13 protein-coding genes are annotated in these 16,284 nt (G+C 62.9%); 11 read left to right on the top strand and 2 right to left on the bottom strand.

Going from position 1 to position 16,284, the window contains the following annotated elements:
* Window positions 1-126 precede the first annotated feature (126 nt).
* The 11 genes from bchF (at window position 127) to ACLF6L_RS05615 (ending at window position 12,990) form a co-directional block, all read left to right on the top strand.
* Complete coding sequence (gene bchF / locus ACLF6L_RS05665; RefSeq protein ID WP_412852548.1) at window positions 127-630, top strand: 2-vinyl bacteriochlorophyllide hydratase; 504 nt, start codon at window positions 127-129, stop codon at window positions 628-630.
* Window positions 627-1,889: a ferredoxin:protochlorophyllide reductase (ATP-dependent) subunit N gene (locus ACLF6L_RS05660; protein WP_412852547.1), complete on the top strand. Its 1,263-nt coding sequence runs from the start codon at window positions 627-629 to the stop codon at window positions 1,887-1,889. Before bchF ends, ACLF6L_RS05660 begins: the two co-directional genes overlap by 4 nt.
* 4 nt (window positions 1,890-1,893) lie before the next feature.
* Window positions 1,894-3,501, top strand: coding sequence for a ferredoxin:protochlorophyllide reductase (ATP-dependent) subunit B (gene bchB / locus ACLF6L_RS05655; protein ID WP_412852546.1), 1,608 nt, complete (start codon window positions 1,894-1,896; stop codon window positions 3,499-3,501).
* A gap of 132 nt (window positions 3,502-3,633) precedes the next feature.
* Window positions 3,634-4,353 carry a magnesium protoporphyrin IX methyltransferase gene (gene bchM / locus ACLF6L_RS05650; protein WP_412852545.1) on the top strand — a complete coding sequence of 240 codons (720 nt, stop codon included), beginning with the start codon at window positions 3,634-3,636 and terminating at the stop codon, window positions 4,351-4,353.
* Window positions 4,350-5,786 carry a BCD family MFS transporter gene (locus tag ACLF6L_RS05645; protein WP_238616584.1) on the top strand — a complete coding sequence of 479 codons (1,437 nt, stop codon included), beginning with the start codon at window positions 4,350-4,352 and terminating at the stop codon, window positions 5,784-5,786. The genes bchM and ACLF6L_RS05645 overlap by 4 nt, the downstream gene beginning before the upstream one ends.
* 27 nt (window positions 5,787-5,813) lie before the next feature.
* Complete coding sequence (puhA, locus tag ACLF6L_RS05640) at window positions 5,814-6,644, top strand: photosynthetic reaction center subunit H (protein WP_238616583.1); 831 nt, start codon at window positions 5,814-5,816, stop codon at window positions 6,642-6,644.
* Complete coding sequence (gene puhB / locus ACLF6L_RS05635) at window positions 6,641-7,324, top strand: photosynthetic complex putative assembly protein PuhB (protein WP_238616582.1); 684 nt, start codon at window positions 6,641-6,643, stop codon at window positions 7,322-7,324. The genes puhA and puhB overlap by 4 nt, the downstream gene beginning before the upstream one ends.
* The gene (gene puhC, locus ACLF6L_RS05630; RefSeq protein ID WP_412852544.1) at window positions 7,321-7,818 is read left to right on the top strand and encodes a photosynthetic complex assembly protein PuhC; all 498 of its coding nucleotides are present in this window, start codon (window positions 7,321-7,323) and stop codon (window positions 7,816-7,818) included. Before puhB ends, puhC begins: the two co-directional genes overlap by 4 nt.
* Before the next feature lie 49 nt (window positions 7,819-7,867).
* Window positions 7,868-8,737: a putative photosynthetic complex assembly protein PuhE gene (gene puhE / locus ACLF6L_RS05625; protein WP_008932210.1), complete on the top strand. Its 870-nt coding sequence runs from the start codon at window positions 7,868-7,870 to the stop codon at window positions 8,735-8,737.
* Window positions 8,738-8,752: 15 nt separating this feature from the next.
* Window positions 8,753-9,358 carry a bacteriochlorophyll 4-vinyl reductase gene (gene bchJ, locus ACLF6L_RS05620; protein ID WP_412852543.1) on the top strand — a complete coding sequence of 202 codons (606 nt, stop codon included), beginning with the start codon at window positions 8,753-8,755 and terminating at the stop codon, window positions 9,356-9,358.
* Between the two features lie 20 nt (window positions 9,359-9,378).
* The gene (locus ACLF6L_RS05615) at window positions 9,379-12,990 is read left to right on the top strand and encodes an EAL domain-containing protein (RefSeq protein WP_412852542.1); all 3,612 of its coding nucleotides are present in this window, start codon (window positions 9,379-9,381) and stop codon (window positions 12,988-12,990) included.
* Here the strand turns inward: ACLF6L_RS05615 and malQ are convergent.
* Entirely contained in the window at window positions 12,975-14,471 is a 1,497-nt protein-coding gene (gene malQ, locus ACLF6L_RS05610) for a 4-alpha-glucanotransferase (protein ID WP_412852541.1), read from the bottom strand. The two genes, ACLF6L_RS05615 and malQ, sit on opposite strands and share 16 nt — an antisense overlap.
* Before the next feature lie 87 nt (window positions 14,472-14,558).
* Window positions 14,559-16,283, bottom strand: coding sequence for a glycoside hydrolase family 57 protein (locus tag ACLF6L_RS05605; protein ID WP_238616577.1), 1,725 nt, complete (start codon window positions 16,281-16,283; stop codon window positions 14,559-14,561).
* Between the last annotated feature and the right edge of the window lies 1 nt (window position 16,284).

Below are 16,284 nucleotides of genomic sequence, written 5' to 3'. Positions count from 1 at the left end.
ACCCACAAAAATCATGGTTGCCCGATAAAGGATTGTCAACCAATGCTTACGTCCACTTTGATTGACAAACCAGGGACCCTTGTACAAACTCACGCCACCACGTTGAGCTGTCTGGAGAAAGGCGCAATGCAGCATGCTGGAGCCGGTGAGCGCAAGCCCCGCCCACTCTATACTCCCGAAGAACGCCGGCGTCGCGACGAGACGCCGTGGACATTGGTCCAGGGCATCTTGGCGCCACTGCAGTTCGTTGTCTTCATCATCAGTGCCTGGCTGGTCGTGCGCTACCTCATGACCGGCGAGGGTCTCTGGCTGGCCCATGCCTCCATCGTCCTCAAGACACTCATTCTCTATACCATCATGGTTACCGGCGCCATCTGGGAGAAGGTCGTCTTCGGTCACTACCTCTTTGCCAAGGCCTTTTTCTGGGAAGATGTGGTGAGCATGCTGGTGATCGCGCTGCACACCGCCTACATGGTGTCCCTGTTCTGGAACTTCCTGAGCACGGAACAGCAGATGTATCTGGCATTGGTGGCCTATGCCGTCTATGTGGTCAACGCCGCCCAGTTCCTGATCAAGCTGCGCGCCGCTCGCCTGCAAGGCACCGCCCCCGCCGAAGGATCGAGCAAATGAGCGGTGACAAGCTGACGGACATCCCCGTCATCCGCGAGCGGGGACAGAACTCCATGTTCTGCGGCCTCACCGGCATCATCTGGCTGCACCGCAAGATCCAGGACGCGTTCTTCCTTATCGTCGGCTCACGGACCTGCGCCCACCTGATGCAGTCGGCGGCCGGCGTCATGATCTTCGCCGAGCCCCGGTTCGGCACCGCCATCATCGAGGAACGGGATCTGGCCGGCCTGGCCGACGCCAATGAAGAACTGGATCGGGTGGTGGCCCGCCTGCTGGAACGCCGCCCCGATATCCGCATGCTGTTCCTGGTGGGCTCCTGCCCCTCCGAGGTCATCAAGCTGGACCTGGAGAAGGCCGCCTCCCGACTGTCCCGGCAGCACCAGCCCCAGGTGCGGGTCCTGAGCTATTCCGGCAGCGGCCTGGAAACTTCCTTCACCCAGGGAGAGGACACCTGCCTGGCGGCGCTGGTCCCGGAACTGCCCCAGGCCCCCGCCGACAGCGCGCCCGACCTGCTGGTCGTGGGCACCCTGGCGGACGTGGTGGAAGATCAGTTCATGCGCCTGTTCAACGAAATGGGCATCACCCGGGTGCAGTTCCTGCCGGCACGCAATTCCCGCGAGATGCCGGCCGTTGGCCCCAACACCCGCTACATCCTGGCCCAGCCCTTCCTGGCGGACACCGCGCGCTGCCTGGAAAAGCGGGGCGCCACCCGCATTGCCGCGCCCTTTCCCCTGGGTGAGGAAGGCACCACCCGCTGGCTCAAGGCGGTAGCGGATACCTTCGGCGTCGCCGGCGACCTGTTCGACCGGGTCACCGCCCCGGGTATCGAGCGCGCCCGGCGCGGCATGGTCCGCATGCGCGAACAACTGGCGGGCAAGCGCCTGTTCATGCTGCCCGATTCCCAGCTGGAGATTCCGCTGGCCCGCTTCCTGCACCGGGAAGCCGGCATGGAACTGCTGGAGATCGGCACTCCCCATCTGCATCGCCAGCATCTGGCGGAAGAACTGACACTGCTGCCGGAAGGCACCACCCTGAGCGAAGGCCAGCATCTGGACAAGCAGCTTGACCGCTGTCGCGCCGCCCGGCCCGATGTCGTGGTCTGCGGACTGGGACTGGCCAATCCGCTGGAAGCCGAGGGGATCACCACCAAATGGTCCATCGAACTGGTCTTCACTCCCATTCAGGGCTATGACCAGGCGGCTGATCTTGCTGAACTTTTCGCCCGTCCGCTGCTGCGGAAGGCCAAACTGAGAGTCTGATGTCGTGCAACTGACGGTCTGGACTTATGAAGGCCCACCCCATGTGGGCGCCATGCGCGTGGCCACCGGGATGGAAGGCCTCCATTACGTGATTCACGCACCGCAGGGTGACACCTACGCGGATCTGCTGTTCACCATGATCGAGCGGCGCAACAAGCGTCCGCCGGTGACTTACACCACCTTCAAGGGGCGTGACCTGGGTCAGGACACGGCTGAACTGTTCATGGAAGCCGCCCGGGAGGCCTGCGAGCGCTTCAAACCCCAGGCGATGCTGGTCAGCTCCTCCTGCACCGCGGAACTGATTCAGGATGACCCGGGCGGTCTGGCCAAGGGCTTGGGTCTGCCGGTTCCCGCCATCCCGCTGGAGCTGTCGTCCTATCAGCGCAAGGAAAACTGGGGCGCGTCGGAAACCTTCTACCAGGTCGTTCGCGGTCTGGCCGGCCCCCATGCCCCGGCGCCGGGCACCGAGCGCCCTTCCCGCCCCGAAGGACAACGGCCACGCTGCAATATCCTCGGCCCCACGGCCCTGGGGTTCCGTCATCGGGATGACATTCAGGAAATCACCCGATTGCTGAACAGCCTCGGCATCGACGTCCACGTGACCGCCCCCATGGGCGCCACGCCGATGGACATCGCCCGCCTGGGCGAGGCCGATTTCAACGTGGTCCTGTATCCCGAGATCGCCGCCACCGCCGCCAAGTGGCTGGAGCGGATGTTCAAGCAACCCTTCACCAAGGTGGTGCCCATCGGGGTCGGTGCCACCCGGGAATTCATCGCCGAAGTGGCCGCCCTGGCCGGTGTCGACCCGGCGCCCGCCCTGGGGGACGGCGATTCTCGTCTGCCCTGGTATTCGCGGTCGGTGGACTCCAACTACCTCACCGGCAAGCGGGTGTTCATCTTCGGTGATGCCACCCATGCCGTCGCGGCGGCCCGGGTCGCCACCGAGGAATTCGGCTTTACCGTGGTGGGGCTGGGCACCTACAGCCGGGAATTCGCCCGGGAGGTACGCGAGGCTGCCAAGCAGTACGGCATCGAACCCCTGATCACCGACGATTATCTGGAAGTGGAAGCCCAGGTGGCGGAATTGCATCCGGAACTGGTGCTGGGCACCCAGATGGAGCGGCATATCGCCAAGCGTCTGGGTGTGGCCTGCGCCGTCATCTCCGCGCCGGTCCATGTGCAGGACTTCCCTGCCCGTTACGCCCCCCAGATGGGCTTTGGCGGCGCCAACGTCCTGTTCGATACCTGGGTACACCCCCTGATGATGGGCCTGGAAGAACACCTGCTGGGCATGTTCCGGGAAGACTTCGAGTTCCACGCCGAGGCAGGCCCTTCACATCTGGGCGCCAGCGCGCCGGCGGAAACCCGCCCCGTGGGGGCCGCCCAGGCGGCCACAAGCCCCGCTGCCGCCACGGTAGAGCCGGAGCCGGAGGCGACGCCGACGGACGGCGAACCCGTCTGGTCTCCGGAAGCGGAAAAGGAACTGCGCAAGATCCCGTTCTTCGTCCGCGGCAAGGCACGACGCAATACCGAGCGCTTTGCCAAGGAACGGGGGATCAGTCGCATCGAAATCGACACCCTGTACGATGCCAAGGCACACTTCGGTCGGTGACACATGCCGGCCGCGGCCCCATGCATGTCCTGCCCTGATCAGGATGGACGGCCCGCGGGGATGAGGACTTCCCCGCGGCCAACTATAATCAGGGTCCATGCCGCCCCATTTTGACTCACACGGATTTTCCTGATGCCTTCTCCCTCTTATCAGAAGCGACGCGGCCAGTTGGAAACCTACTTCGACCGGACCGCCGTCGATGCCTGGAAAAAGCTGACCTCCGACACGCCGCTGGGCCACATTCGCGCCACAGTGCGCGCCGGTCGGGAACAGATGCGCAACACCTTGCTGGACTGGCTGCCGCAGGACCTCACCGGCAAGTGGGTGCTGGATGCCGGTTGCGGTACGGGCATGCTCTCGGTGGAGGCCGCCCGTCGCGGGGCCCACGTGATCGCCATCGACCTGTCCCAGAACCTGGTGGACATGGCCCGTGAACGGGCCCAATCCGAGGATCTGGGTACCGGCGAGATCAAATTCCATGTGGGCGACTACCTGGACCCGACCTTGGGTGAATTCGACTATGTGGTGGCCATGGATTCCCTGATCCACTATCAGTCCCAGGACATCGTCCAGGCCCTCTCTGTGCTGGCTGCCCGCACCCATGCGGGACTGCTGTTCACCTTTGCCCCGCGCACCCCGGCCCTGGCCATCATGCACACGGTGGGCAAGGTATTCCCCAAGAGCGACCGCTCCCCCGCCATCGAGCCGGTGGCCGAAAAGACACTGCTACGACTGATTGCCGCCGAACCCGCCCTCGACGGCTGGAAACCCATGCGGACCCATCGCATTTCCAAGGGGTTCTATACCTCCCAGGCACTGGAATTGAGCACAGGCAGGAATGATGTGACGTGAAGGCCGTCAGCCGACAGATCGCCAGAGCGCTGTCCCATGTAGGACCGCGCTTTCTGCCCTTCGCCGATGCCGCCACCCGGGATCTGCCCCTGGGGCGGCTATTGCGCCTGTCCCTGTTCCAACTCTCCGTGGGCATGGCCATCGTTCTACTAACGGGCACCCTCAATCGCGTCATGATTGTGGAACTGGGCCTGTCGGCGGCCTTGGTGGCCCTGATGGTCGCCCTGCCTGTCCTGTTCGCGCCCTTCCGCGTCCTCATCGGACACCGTTCCGACACCCATCGTTCCGCCCTGGGCTGGCGCCGCGTGCCCTACATCTGGATCGGCACGCTGATGCAGTTCGGTGGCCTGGCCTTCATGCCCTTTGCCCTGCTGCTCATGTCCACCGGCGGCGAAATGGGACCGGAATGGGCGGGTCCCGCGGCGGCCGCGCTGGCCTTTTTCCTGACCGGCGCCGGACTGCATACCACCCAGACCGCGGGACTGGCCCTGGCCACCGATCTGGCCCCGGAAGACAAGCGGCCACGGGTGGTTGCCCTCCTCTACACCATGCTCCTGGTGGGCATGCTGGTCAGCGCCCTCACCCTGGGCGCCCTGCTGATCGATTTCAGCGAAATGAAACTGATCCAGGTCATACAAGGCGCGGCTGTCGTGACTTTCCTTGTAAATTGTCTGGCATTATGGAAACAAGAGGCACGTAACCCTGCACGCACCTCGAAGAACGCACCGCGGCAACCTTTCAAGGAAGCCTGGCGCAATTACATGAGTCAGAGCCATGCGGCGCGCTTTCTCGTGGTGGTGGGGCTGGGAACGGCCGGTTTCCAGATGCAGGACATATTATTGGAGCCTTACGGCGGAGAAATTCTGGGGTTGTCCGTCAGTGCCACAACGACACTGACGGCCTTGCTTGCGGGCGGTACCCTGGCCTCCCTGGCCCTGGCGGCCTGGTGGTTGAACCGCGGCGGGAACCCCTATCGGCTCTCGGCCCTGGGCGCACTGATCGGCATTGGTGCGTTCACGGCAGTGATCCTTGCAGCACCCATGGATTCGGCGTTGCTGTTCCGTATCGGTGCCACATGCATCGGTTTCGGTACAGGCTTTTTCGCCGTGGGCACATTGATTGCGGCCATGAGCCGGGAGAATGGTGGACAAAGCGGCATCGCACTGGGTGCCTGGGGCGCCGTTCAGGCAACCGCCCTGGGTCTTGGGATCATCCTGGGGGGTGTGATTCGCGACATCGTCAATGCCATGACCAGCAGGGAACTGCTGGGTCCGTCCCTGACCGGTCCGGAAATTGGCTATGCGGTGGTCTACCATATTGAAATAGTGTTGTTGTTAGCCACACTCGTCGCGATCGGACCGCTCGTGCGCAGCAAGAGCGTTTCCCGAGAGCAATCTTCATCGAGGTTCGGCATGGCCGACTTCCCCGGCTAGGCCCACTCGAAACTTGGAGGAAATGCAATGCCAACCGGTGCCATTACTGAATATATGGATGTCGCGCAAGTCACGCTGTACGTCTTCTGGTTCTTCTTTGCAGGCCTAGTCTATTACCTCCACCGCGAAAACAAGCGGGAGGGGTATCCACTGGAGTCTGATCGTTCCCCCTACATCACGGTTCAGGGTTTCCCGCCCGTCCCCGGTCCCAAGCAGTTCCTGACCGCCGACGGTGGTGCCATCATCATCGCCAACGGCAACCCCGATACCCGTGAAGTGCATGCCAAGCCGGCCAACAAGTTCCCCGGTTCTCCGCTGGAGCCCACCGGCAATCCCATGATTGACGGCGTGGGTCCGGCCTCCTGGGCACAGCGTGCCGACGAGCCCGACGTCACCATGGACGGTACGCCCCGTATCGTGCCCATGCGCGTCACCAGCCACGGCTTCGGCGTGCCTTCCCGTGATCCCGATCCGCGCGGCATGCCCGTCTACGCCGCTGACGGCAAGGTGGCCGGCACCGTGCGTGACATCTGGGTTGACCGCTCCGAAGCCATGCCCCGCTATCTGGAGGTGGAAGTCAATTCCGAGATTGCCAACCGCACCGTCCTGGTGCCGATGTTCCTCTCCAAGGTGGCTCGCGCCGCCAAGGCCAAGGCAGGCGCCAGCCTGGGCGAGCGCATGATCGACGGTCGTCCCTTCGAGGTTCGCGTGGTGTCCGTGATGTCCCATCACTTCGCCGATGCCCCCGTGACCCGTAATGCCGAGTCCGTCACCCGCCTGGAAGAAGACCGCATCATGGCCTACTTCGGTGGTGGTCACTTCTACGCCACCAAGGAACGCAGGGAAGCCTTCCTGTGAGTCACGACGACCACGCTCCTGAACCGATCCGTGGTCTGCCCGAGCTCCCCCCCGAGGGGGAGCACATCCTGTGGCAAGGCGCCCCCCTGTGGGGCGCCCTCGCCCGGCGGGCCTTTCACGTCAGAAAGGTCATGGTCTATCTGGGTATCTTCCTTGCGGCCCGGGGCAGCTACAGCCTGATGCAAGGTGCCTCCATCCCCGGAGCACTGGCCGACATCGCCCTTGTCCTGACCCTGTCCGTGACCGCGGTAGCCCTGCTCTACCTACTGGCGTGGCTGATGGCACGTGCCACGGTCTATACCATCACGAATCGTCGTATCGTCATCCGTTTCGGGGTTGCCATACAGATGTCGGTGAACCTCCCCTACCGGGTGATCCAGTCCGCGTCACTTAAGGCCTACGCCGATGGAACGGGCGACATTGCCCTGGTGCTTGAGCCGCCGGAACGGGTGTCCTACCTGATCATGTGGCCCCATGTTCGCCCCTGGCGTCTGCTGACCCCTCAGCCCATGTTGCGTTGCATCCCCGATGCCAAGCGCGTTGCAGAGCTGCTGGGCAAGGCCATCCATGGTGAATATGTACCTGCGGATCCGAACGCCAGACCCGAGCTGACGGGCATGCTGTCCGGTTCCGCACCCAGCAAACGTACCGATCAGACCTCGAGCCAGACCGCATCATGAGTGAGAAGCCGGCGAGCCAGCGATCCAGAACCACACTGTTGCTCTCCGGGCTGGGCGTGCTGGTCGTGGCACTGGGCGCGGGGGTGTATTACCTCGGTGCCAGTGCCACGGCCACCAGATCCTCCCCAGCCCAGGTCGATGCCGCGGCTCCATCCAGCGCGACCCAGGTCACGGCGGTACAGACTCTGGACCTGCGCACCGAAGATCGCCCCGGCGGCTATCTGGCGGTGCTCGATGGCGCCAATGGTCAGGTCCTCCAGGTGCTCAGCCCTTCCGAAGGCGGGTTCATGCGCACCGTCATCCGTATCATCGCCCTTGATCGTCGTACCGAGGCGGAAAAAAGCGATCCCTCGCCCCTGCGCCTGACACGCTGGTCCAACGGCAGTCTGACGCTGGAAGATCCCGCCACCGGCCTGCGTTACGAGCTCAATGCCTTCGGCTCCACCAACGCCGCCGCCTTCGGCCGGCTTCTGGACGCGGCCAGGGACTCCTGACCGCGGCACTCCTTGCGCGCTAGGCCGCGAAACCGGGTAAACTGAATCCGTGACACAGTTCGGCCTGCCAATCCTCTATGTGGTCTTCCTCTGGTGGTTCAGCACCGGAGCGATCATCTATCTGGACGGACTCCCCCGGCATACCTATCGCTGGAGCATGCTTGGCGCCACCCTGCTTGGCGCCGCGGCCCTGTACGGTCTGGCCATCACCAGTCAGGATGTCTCCGTCGCCGGCGCCTATATTGCCTTCACCTGTGCCATCCTGATCTGGGGCTGGGTGGAAATGAGCTTCCTCATGGGGCTGATCACGGGCTCCCGGCGTACCCGCTGCCCGGACAATGCCCGTGGCTGGCGGCGATTCCTCTACGCCACCCAGGCCATCATCTACCATGAACTGGCACTACTGATCAGTGCGGTCGCCATTTTGTGGGTAACCTGGGGGGGCGCCAATCAGATGGGCCTGTACACCTTCCTCATCCTCTGGATCATGCGCACCAGCACCAAGCTCAACGTCTTCCTCGGCGTGCGCAATCTCAATGAAGAGTGGCTACCGGATCATCTGCGCTACCTGGAGAGCTACTTCCGCAAGCGCCCCATGAATCTGCTGTTCCCCCTGACGGTCACCGCGTCCACGGTGGTGGCGGTATTCCTGGTACAAATGGCCTTGAGTCCGGAGGTCTCCGCCCACCAGGCCATCATGGCAACCTTCCTGGCCATTTTGATGATCCTGGCAATCCTCGAGCATTGGTTCCTGGTACTGCCCCTGCCCTCGCAGGCACTGTGGAACTGGGCGCTTCGCTCCCGTCAGCCCGAACCCTGTTTCCGACCCATCAGACCCAACATCCCGGTGGCCAATGACCCTGACAAGGAGTCTCCAGGGACTGGGCTTGCTGCCGGTCCCGGCCGTCTTCGCTCCTGAACCTGCACACCCATCATGACTGCGCACGCACATACCCCCGGCACCATCGGTCCCAACTCCATCACCCGCATGGCTCAAGCATTGACCCACCAGCAGGGAGAGGCCGTAACCGCACGGATCTTCGAAGCCGCCGGGCTGATGCACTATCTGTCCGAGCCGCCCACCCAGATGGTGGATGAAAAAGGCGTGACCGCCCTGCACCGGGTGGTCCGGGAAACCCTCACTCCCGAAGAGGCGCGGTCGGTCTCCCTCGAGGCAGGCCGCCTGACCGCCGAATACCTGCTGGCCAACCGTATTCCCAAACCGGTCCAGACACTGCTCCGGCTACTGCCGGCGGGACCCGCCAGCCGCATTCTCCTGACCGCCATTTCACGCAATGCCTGGACCTTCACCGGAAGCGGCCGTTTCCAGGTCAACCGCGACCGGAGCCTGGAACTGAGCATTACCGGCGGCCCCATCTGCAAGGAAATCCAGGCCCACGAGCCGGTCTGTGATTACTATGCGGCAACCTTTGAGCACCTATTCCGATCGCTGGTCCACAAGAACACTACCGTTCGGGAGACCGCCTGCGGGGCCACGGGTGCATCGAGTTGTCTGTTTGCCGTATCCTGGGACGTTTGAACGTCGTCTTCGGATAACTCATGGCCTCCAAGATGCCACTGCTCAACGCCGCCACCCTGCGTGAAAGAGCCAAGCAGATCCTGCGGGATCACAGCTTCGACAGCACCCTGTTCTCCCTGCAACGGGGTGAGCTGGACGTCGAGACACTCCTGGAGGAGTTGCACATCTACCATGCCGAACTGCGCATCCAGCAGGAGGCATTGCTGGAGAGCCAGACGGCAACCGAACTGGCGCTGAGCCGGTTCAGCCGCCTGTATCAGGAACTGCCGCTACCGGTCCTGCGGATTGACTGGAGCGGCTTTCTGCAGGACGCCAACAGCGCCGCACACCGGACCCTCGCCCTCAATCGCAGGTTGTTCACCCAGCTATCCGAGGCAAAGCACCGCAATTTCCTGGAAAACGCACTGGAGCGGGCACGCCATGATGGACGCTCGGACTGCCAGGCCGTTCGACTGCGGCGGGCCGACGGCCGCCCATTGATCGCCGACATTGCCCTGATCCGCCTGCCGGAACCGGATGGCGCCAAGCCGGGTTTCATCTGCAGCATCGTGGACCAGACCCCGCTCATACAGCAGCGTGACGCATTGATGGAATCCTATGCCCGTCTGCAGGAGAGTGAGGACAACTACCGCATCCTGGCGACCTTCTCCCCCGACTGGGATTTCTGGCTCGGCCATGACGGGGAATTTCGTTACATCTCCCCCGCCTGTGCGCGTATCACCGGGTATAGCGCGGAAGACTTCATGGACGATCCCGAACTCATGGAACGGATCATCCATCCGGATGACCTGCCCCGGTACCAATCGCACAAGACCGCCACGGACAGGACACTTGACAGTGCCCCGGTGCAGTTCCGGATCCTGACCAAGAGCGGCGAAACCCGCTGGGTCGAACATGTCTGCAACCCGGTGATGGACGCCCACGGTGAATTCATGGGCTATCGGGGGATCAACCGGGATATCACCGAACGGCAGAATGCCCAGGACTCCCTGGAACACCAACTGCGCTTCCAGGCCATGCTGGCCAATATCTCGTCCTTGTTCGTCAATACCCGCATCGAGCACATGGACCCGGCCATGGTGCAGGCACTGCAACAGATCGGACGGTTTTTCCAGGCAGAGCGCTGCCGTATCCTGGAATATTCCCCGGATCGCAACGCCCTGGAACTTACCCATCACTGGTCCGGCCTGGAAGGCGATGGGACGGGACCCGACCTGCGCCGGCAATGGCATGTCACGCAACTGCCCTGGACCACCCACCGGATGCGAGCCCGTGAGGTGTTGATGCTGGAAAAGGGGCCGGGACAACCCCCGGAATTTGCCCGGGAACATCAGCTGCTCAGCCCTGACAACGCCCGCTCGGTCCGTCTGGTCCCCATGATCAGCGACGGTGAAATCCTGGGCCTGCTGCTGCTGGAAAGCTTCGGGCAGCTGCCGGCTCACCACTGGCAGGAACAGCCCGACCAGATGCGCATGGTCGCGGAAAATCTGGCCGGCATGATCATCCGTTGTCGTGCCCAGAAGGAACTTCAGGAAAGCGAAGCGCGCTATCGGCATATCTGCGCCGTGACCAGCGATATCGCCTATGCCTGCCTCAGGGATGACCGGGGCACACTGCAGATCGACTGGATGACCGACTCGATCCAGGCCATGACCGGTTACAGTGTGGCCGATATCCGTGATCGGGGCTCCTGGGAATTCCTGGTCCTGGACGAGGATCAGGCAATCTTCAAACGGGAAATCCTCGAGCTTGAACCCGGCCGGGCCTCCTGCTGTGAATTGCGCCTGCGCAGCAAGCTTGGCCCGCCCCGCTGGGTCAGGGCCACCTCCGAATGCATCCCCTCATCACACCCCACGGGGCCGGTCCGGCTCTACGGCGGACTGATTGACATCACCGAACAGAAGCGGCAACAAAGCCGCATCCAGCGACTGGCGCTGGTGGTGGAGCAAAGTCCCAGTATCGTGCTGGTTACCGACCGGGAAGCCCGTATCGAATACATCAATGCCCGTTTCAGCCAACTGACCGGTTTCAGTCGAGAAGAGATTCAGGGCCAACCCCTGGCACTGATCCATCCCCATGACGCGGCCATGAGTCCGGATCTTGACGGCATTCTGCATGACCTGTCCGCGGGCAGGATATGGAGCGGAGAACTGGCCGTACGCAAGAAATCCGGGGAGCATTTCTGGGAACAAGCGACATTGACCCCGCTGAAAAATACCCAGGGAGACATCACTCATTTCGTCAAGATGTCCGAGGACCTGAGTGACCGCAAGGCCCTGTCGGAACAGCTGAGTTACCTGGCCCATTATGATCCTCTCACCGGCCTGCCCAAGCGGGCGGTCATGCGGGAATGCCTCCAGCACGCCATGGTCAGGGTCCGACATAACGGTGATCACCTGGCGATCTTTTCCATCGATGTCGATGACCTCAAGCGGGTCAATGATTCCCTGGGACATGCCGCGGGGGATGAACTGTTGCGCATCCTGTCCGATCGGCTCCAGGGCCTGCTTGGCAAGGAAGACACCCTGGCAAGACTGGGTGGGGACCACTTCCTGTTGCTCAAGGCGCACATGGCACAGACCCAGGACGCGCTGCATCTGGCGGAACGCATCCAGCAGCTGGTGGAACAACCCCTGACCATCCAGGACCAGTCTCTAGTGGTCACCGCCAGCACCGGCATCGCCCTTTTCCCGGGAGATGCCGATACCGTGGACGAACTGATGCGTCGAGGTGATGCCGCCCTGCATCGCAGCAAGAACGACGGCGAGGGGCGCGCCTACTGTTTCTTCACCTCCACCATGGACAAGCAGCTCAAGGATCAGTTTCAGTTGGAACAAGCCTTGCGCCGGGGCCTGGAACGGGATGAACTGCTGCTCCATTTCCAACCGCGCGTCGACATGGCCACCGGGCAGATCCAGAGTCTTGAAGCCCTAGTGCGCTGGCTTCACCCGGAACAGGGGCTCCTGCCCCCTCACCGTTTCATACCGGTGGCGGAAAGCAGCGGCCTCATTCTCAGTCTCGGCCCACTGGTGTTGCGCAAGACCTGCGAACAGATCCAGCGCTGGCGAGCGGCCGGTATCCCCGTGGTACCGGTTGCCATCAACCTGACCACGCAGGAACTCTACAAACAAGGCCTTGTGACCGAGGTCCTGGCCACGGTGTCACAACACGACATCGACCCCGCGCTGCTGGAATTCGAAATCACCGAAAGCACGGCCATGCGCTCCATCGACGACGCCAGGGCCATCCTATCGGAGCTGAAAACGGCCGGATTCACCCTGTCCCTGGATGATTTCGGAACGGGCTATGCCTCCATGAGCTACCTGAGCAACCTGCCGGTCCACGGCCTGAAGATCGACCAGTCCTTCATTGCGGAGCTGGAACGGGATCCCGCACGTTGCAGACAGACCATGGCTATCGTCGATGCCATGATCGGACTGGGCCTGAATCTGGGTCTGGAGGTGGTGGCGGAAGGGGTGGAAACCCCGACCCAGCGGGATTTCCTGATGGCGCATCGCTGCACGCGGGGACAAGGCTTCCTGTTCAGCCATCCGCAGCCGGCAGATGTCATCGGCAGCCTGCTCCAGGACGGTTCCCCGCTCCCCGTCGCCCCGGATCAGACCCGGCCGTAGAGACTGATGAGATGCCGAAGGTATCCAGCCAGGCTGTCGGGCACCTGTTCCCAGGAAAAACGCCAGCACCAGTTACCCTCCTGGGTGCCCGGCGTGTTCATGCGATGATGCCCATCCAGTTCCAGCACGTCCTGCATCGGCAGGACCGCCAGGCGTGACACCGAGGCCAGTGCGCTGCGTATCAGGGGCCAGGGCATGGACTCATCGGGGAAACCCAGATATTCCCTCACCCGGCTCTGGAGCGTCTCGTCACAGGCGGCATACCAGCCCAGGGTGGTGTCGTTGTCATGGGTGCCCGTATACACCACCGAGTTTTCCTGGTGATGATGGGGCAGATAGGGATTGGCGGACCCGCCTTCAAAGGCAAACTGCAGGATTTTCATTCCCGGCAGGCCGTTCTGTTCCCTCAGGGCCTCCACCTCGGGGGTGATCACGCCAAGATCCTCCGCCACCAGCGGCAAGGTGCCAAACCGTTCCCGCAAGGTATCGAACAGAGCCTTGCCCGGTGCCGGCACCCAGTGACCGTTGATGGCGGTTTCCTCGTCCGCGGGGATCGACCAATAGGCCTCAAAGCCGCGGAAGTGGTCGATGCGGATCAGGTCCACCATCTCCAGGGCCGCACTGATGCGTTCGATCCACCACTGGAATCCGTCGGCCTCCATGTTCCGCCAGTGATAGTGAGGATTCCCCCAACGCTGGCCCGTGGCCGAGAAATAATCGGGAGGCACCCCGGCCACGGTATTGGGCAGACCTCGGGCATCCAGATCGAACAGGCGACGATGGGTCCAGACATCGGCACTGTCACTGGCCACGAAGATGGGCATGTCGCCAAACAGGAGTATCCCCCTGCGGTTGGCATGCTGCTTCACCGCCTGCAGCTGATCGTAGAACAGGAATTGCTCAAAACGGTATTGTTCCAGCACGGACTCAAGCCGCTGCCTGGCCGCCGCCAGTGCCCCCTCCTCCCGATCACGCAAGGGTGCGGGCCATTCCCACCAAGGGGCCTGGCCCTGTTCGGCTTTGAGTCCCAGATACAGCGCGTAGTCTTCCAGCCAGTACCCATGATGTGACTTGAAGGCGGCAAAGGCGGCCCGCTCATCATCACCGGCATGGGCCTCAAAACCCAGCCTGGCCTCCTGCAACGCAATACAGCCGAAGGGGTTTCTCAACCCCAGTTCCCGATGGGCGGGTTTTTCCTCCGCCAGCCAGCCCCGTCGGCGCAGCGCTTCCAGACAGATCAGACCGGTATGGCCGGCGTGTACCGACATGCACTGATACGGGGATCCACCGGCGTGGGGCTGATTCAACGGCAGCACCTGCCAGACGGTCGCGCCACAGGCCTCTAGAAACTCGATGAAGCGGTGGGCCTCATGTCCCAGGGCACCTTGCGCGGCACTGCCCGGGAGCGAGGTGGGATGCAGCAGAATACCGGCACGGCGCCGGTCCAGAAATGACCGGGCTTCAGGAACGGTTACGGACACGTTGCCTCCGTCCAATGTGACTGACTCCCGCCGATGATACCGAACTGCATGGACCGGACACGGGAGAACCTTGAACCACCACCTTCATCATTCGGATTTCTGACCGGTTCGCATGACACCGCCCGCCACCGGCTCGCCACTGCCCCGGCTCACGGACTGTGCCAGATAAGCCGGAGGTGTTTCCCCCATGAGACGGTACAGGTGGCTCAAGTGCTGACGATACAGACGCTCGAACAAGCTCACCGCCGAGGAAGGGTTGTAGTCACCGAACCACCAGCACCAGTCGGAACCCTCGCAGACCGCCAGCTGATCCAGCACCGCAGCTTCCTCGACCGGCGTCAACCGGCCTTGTGCCAGAACCCGGTCCACATGGATCTTGGCGTCGACCAGCATGTCCCAGCCCCGATTCTTGTCCGCGGACCCGATCCAGGTTTCGAAGTTACCATAGACCCAACTCCCCGCCACCACGCGGGACAATGCCGACGGGGGCGGCCCGTCATCCAGGACGTCACTGAAGGTCGTGAGTTCGATGTCCGGATGCGCCACCAGTTTGGGATACAGGGCGGAGAGAAAATAGAAACCATTGTTGGGATAGTATTCCCAGGCATTTTCGCCATCGAGTATGACGGATACCACCGGCGGTGGGTCCTGTGGCCTGCGTGAGCCGGCCAGCTGACCGGCGATCCGCTCCAACTGGTGAATGAAATCGGCCACTGCATCATCCCCATGCCAGTCGGCATAACGAAAGCCGATGGAGTCGGACAGGGCATCATCCCGGAAAAAGACTGCCAGGGATTCGGCATCGTAACGATAGGGACGATAGAGCCAGGTACGATCCGCGGCCGGCGGGCTCACGGATGATGTGCGCAGGGAATTCAACAGCACCCCCTCACCGGAAGCCGCCCACCGGACCCCCTCCTGGGCCAGTAACCGCAGGGTGGCATCGCTGACGCTGCCCTCGGAGGGCCAGCAACCCGCCGGGCGCAGGCCGAAATGCGACTCGAACACCCGCATGCCGTGCGCCACGTGCCAGCGGACCCGGGCATCGCCTCCGGGATAGGAGGAAGCCTCGGGCAGCTTCATTTCCGGAACCGCTTCCCGTGCGGATTTCAAGTCCAGCAATAGGGGCATGATGGGGTGAGCATAGGGGGTGAAGGACAGCTCCACCTGCCCCGACCGGGCCAGGCGCCGGTAGCGACCGATCAGATTCCCCAGCAGTTCCGCAATGATTTCCAGCAACAGCCTGCGCTGTCCCGGCGTGAAATCACGCCCCTGCTTCATCAGCGAATCGATGCGGGGATCCTTGCGCCGGACCGTCTCACCCAGCCACACCAAGTGATACCAAGTCACAAGATCGAAGAAATACTGATCCGCCAGATAGGCCACGGCATCCGGTTGCTGGCGCAGCCAGGGCAGCATGTCGACAAGCATCCGATAATCCGCATGGGGCTCGATCAGACGCTTGCGATTGGCCCGCGCGCAGGCCTCGGCCAGCTGCATGCGTTCGGTAACACCGGCGGGCGGCGACTGCGCCCCCAGCAAGGCCAGTACCGGATCGGAAACGGCTTCCCCCCGGGACAGGAAGGCAGCCACCTGATCGGCGTAATCCTTGATCTGCTCCAGCAGCACCGGGGCGAAGTTGACCACGGCCCGGGCGCCGGGAGTCGCCTCCAGGTGAGCGGCCATGTCCACGTAATCCTTGATGGCATGCAGATAGGTCCAGGGCAGGGCGTAGCGGCCGGTGCCCGCCTCGCGATATTCGGGCTGATGCATGTGCCAGCACAGCACCAGCCTGATCGCCGGAGAATTCATC

Origin of the sequence: Ectothiorhodospira shaposhnikovii, from assembly GCF_047222355.1 — a bacterium.
Classification (GTDB): Bacteria; Pseudomonadota; Gammaproteobacteria; order Ectothiorhodospirales; family Ectothiorhodospiraceae; genus Ectothiorhodospira.
The sequence above is the reverse complement of the archived record's forward strand: the minus strand, read 5'-3'. Positions and strand labels throughout refer to the sequence as shown.

What these genes read in the sequence shown, in the direction of transcription:
- ACLF6L_RS05605 (WP_238616577.1), bottom strand. Translation starts at nt 16,283, where the DNA reads ATGAATTCTCCGGCGATCAGGCTGGTGCTGTGCTGGCACATGCATCAG.
- ACLF6L_RS05660 (WP_412852547.1), top strand. Translation starts at nt 627, where the DNA reads ATGAGCGGTGACAAGCTGACGGACATCCCCGTCATCCGCGAGCGGGGA.
- puhA (WP_238616583.1), top strand. Translation starts at nt 5,814, where the DNA reads ATGCCAACCGGTGCCATTACTGAATATATGGATGTCGCGCAAGTCACG.
- bchM (WP_412852545.1), top strand. Translation starts at nt 3,634, where the DNA reads ATGCCTTCTCCCTCTTATCAGAAGCGACGCGGCCAGTTGGAAACCTAC.
- puhC (WP_412852544.1), top strand. Translation starts at nt 7,321, where the DNA reads ATGAGTGAGAAGCCGGCGAGCCAGCGATCCAGAACCACACTGTTGCTC.
- ACLF6L_RS05615 (WP_412852542.1), top strand. Translation starts at nt 9,379, where the DNA reads ATGGCCTCCAAGATGCCACTGCTCAACGCCGCCACCCTGCGTGAAAGA.
- bchF (WP_412852548.1), top strand. Translation starts at nt 127, where the DNA reads ATGCAGCATGCTGGAGCCGGTGAGCGCAAGCCCCGCCCACTCTATACT.
- bchJ (WP_412852543.1), top strand. Translation starts at nt 8,753, where the DNA reads ATGACTGCGCACGCACATACCCCCGGCACCATCGGTCCCAACTCCATC.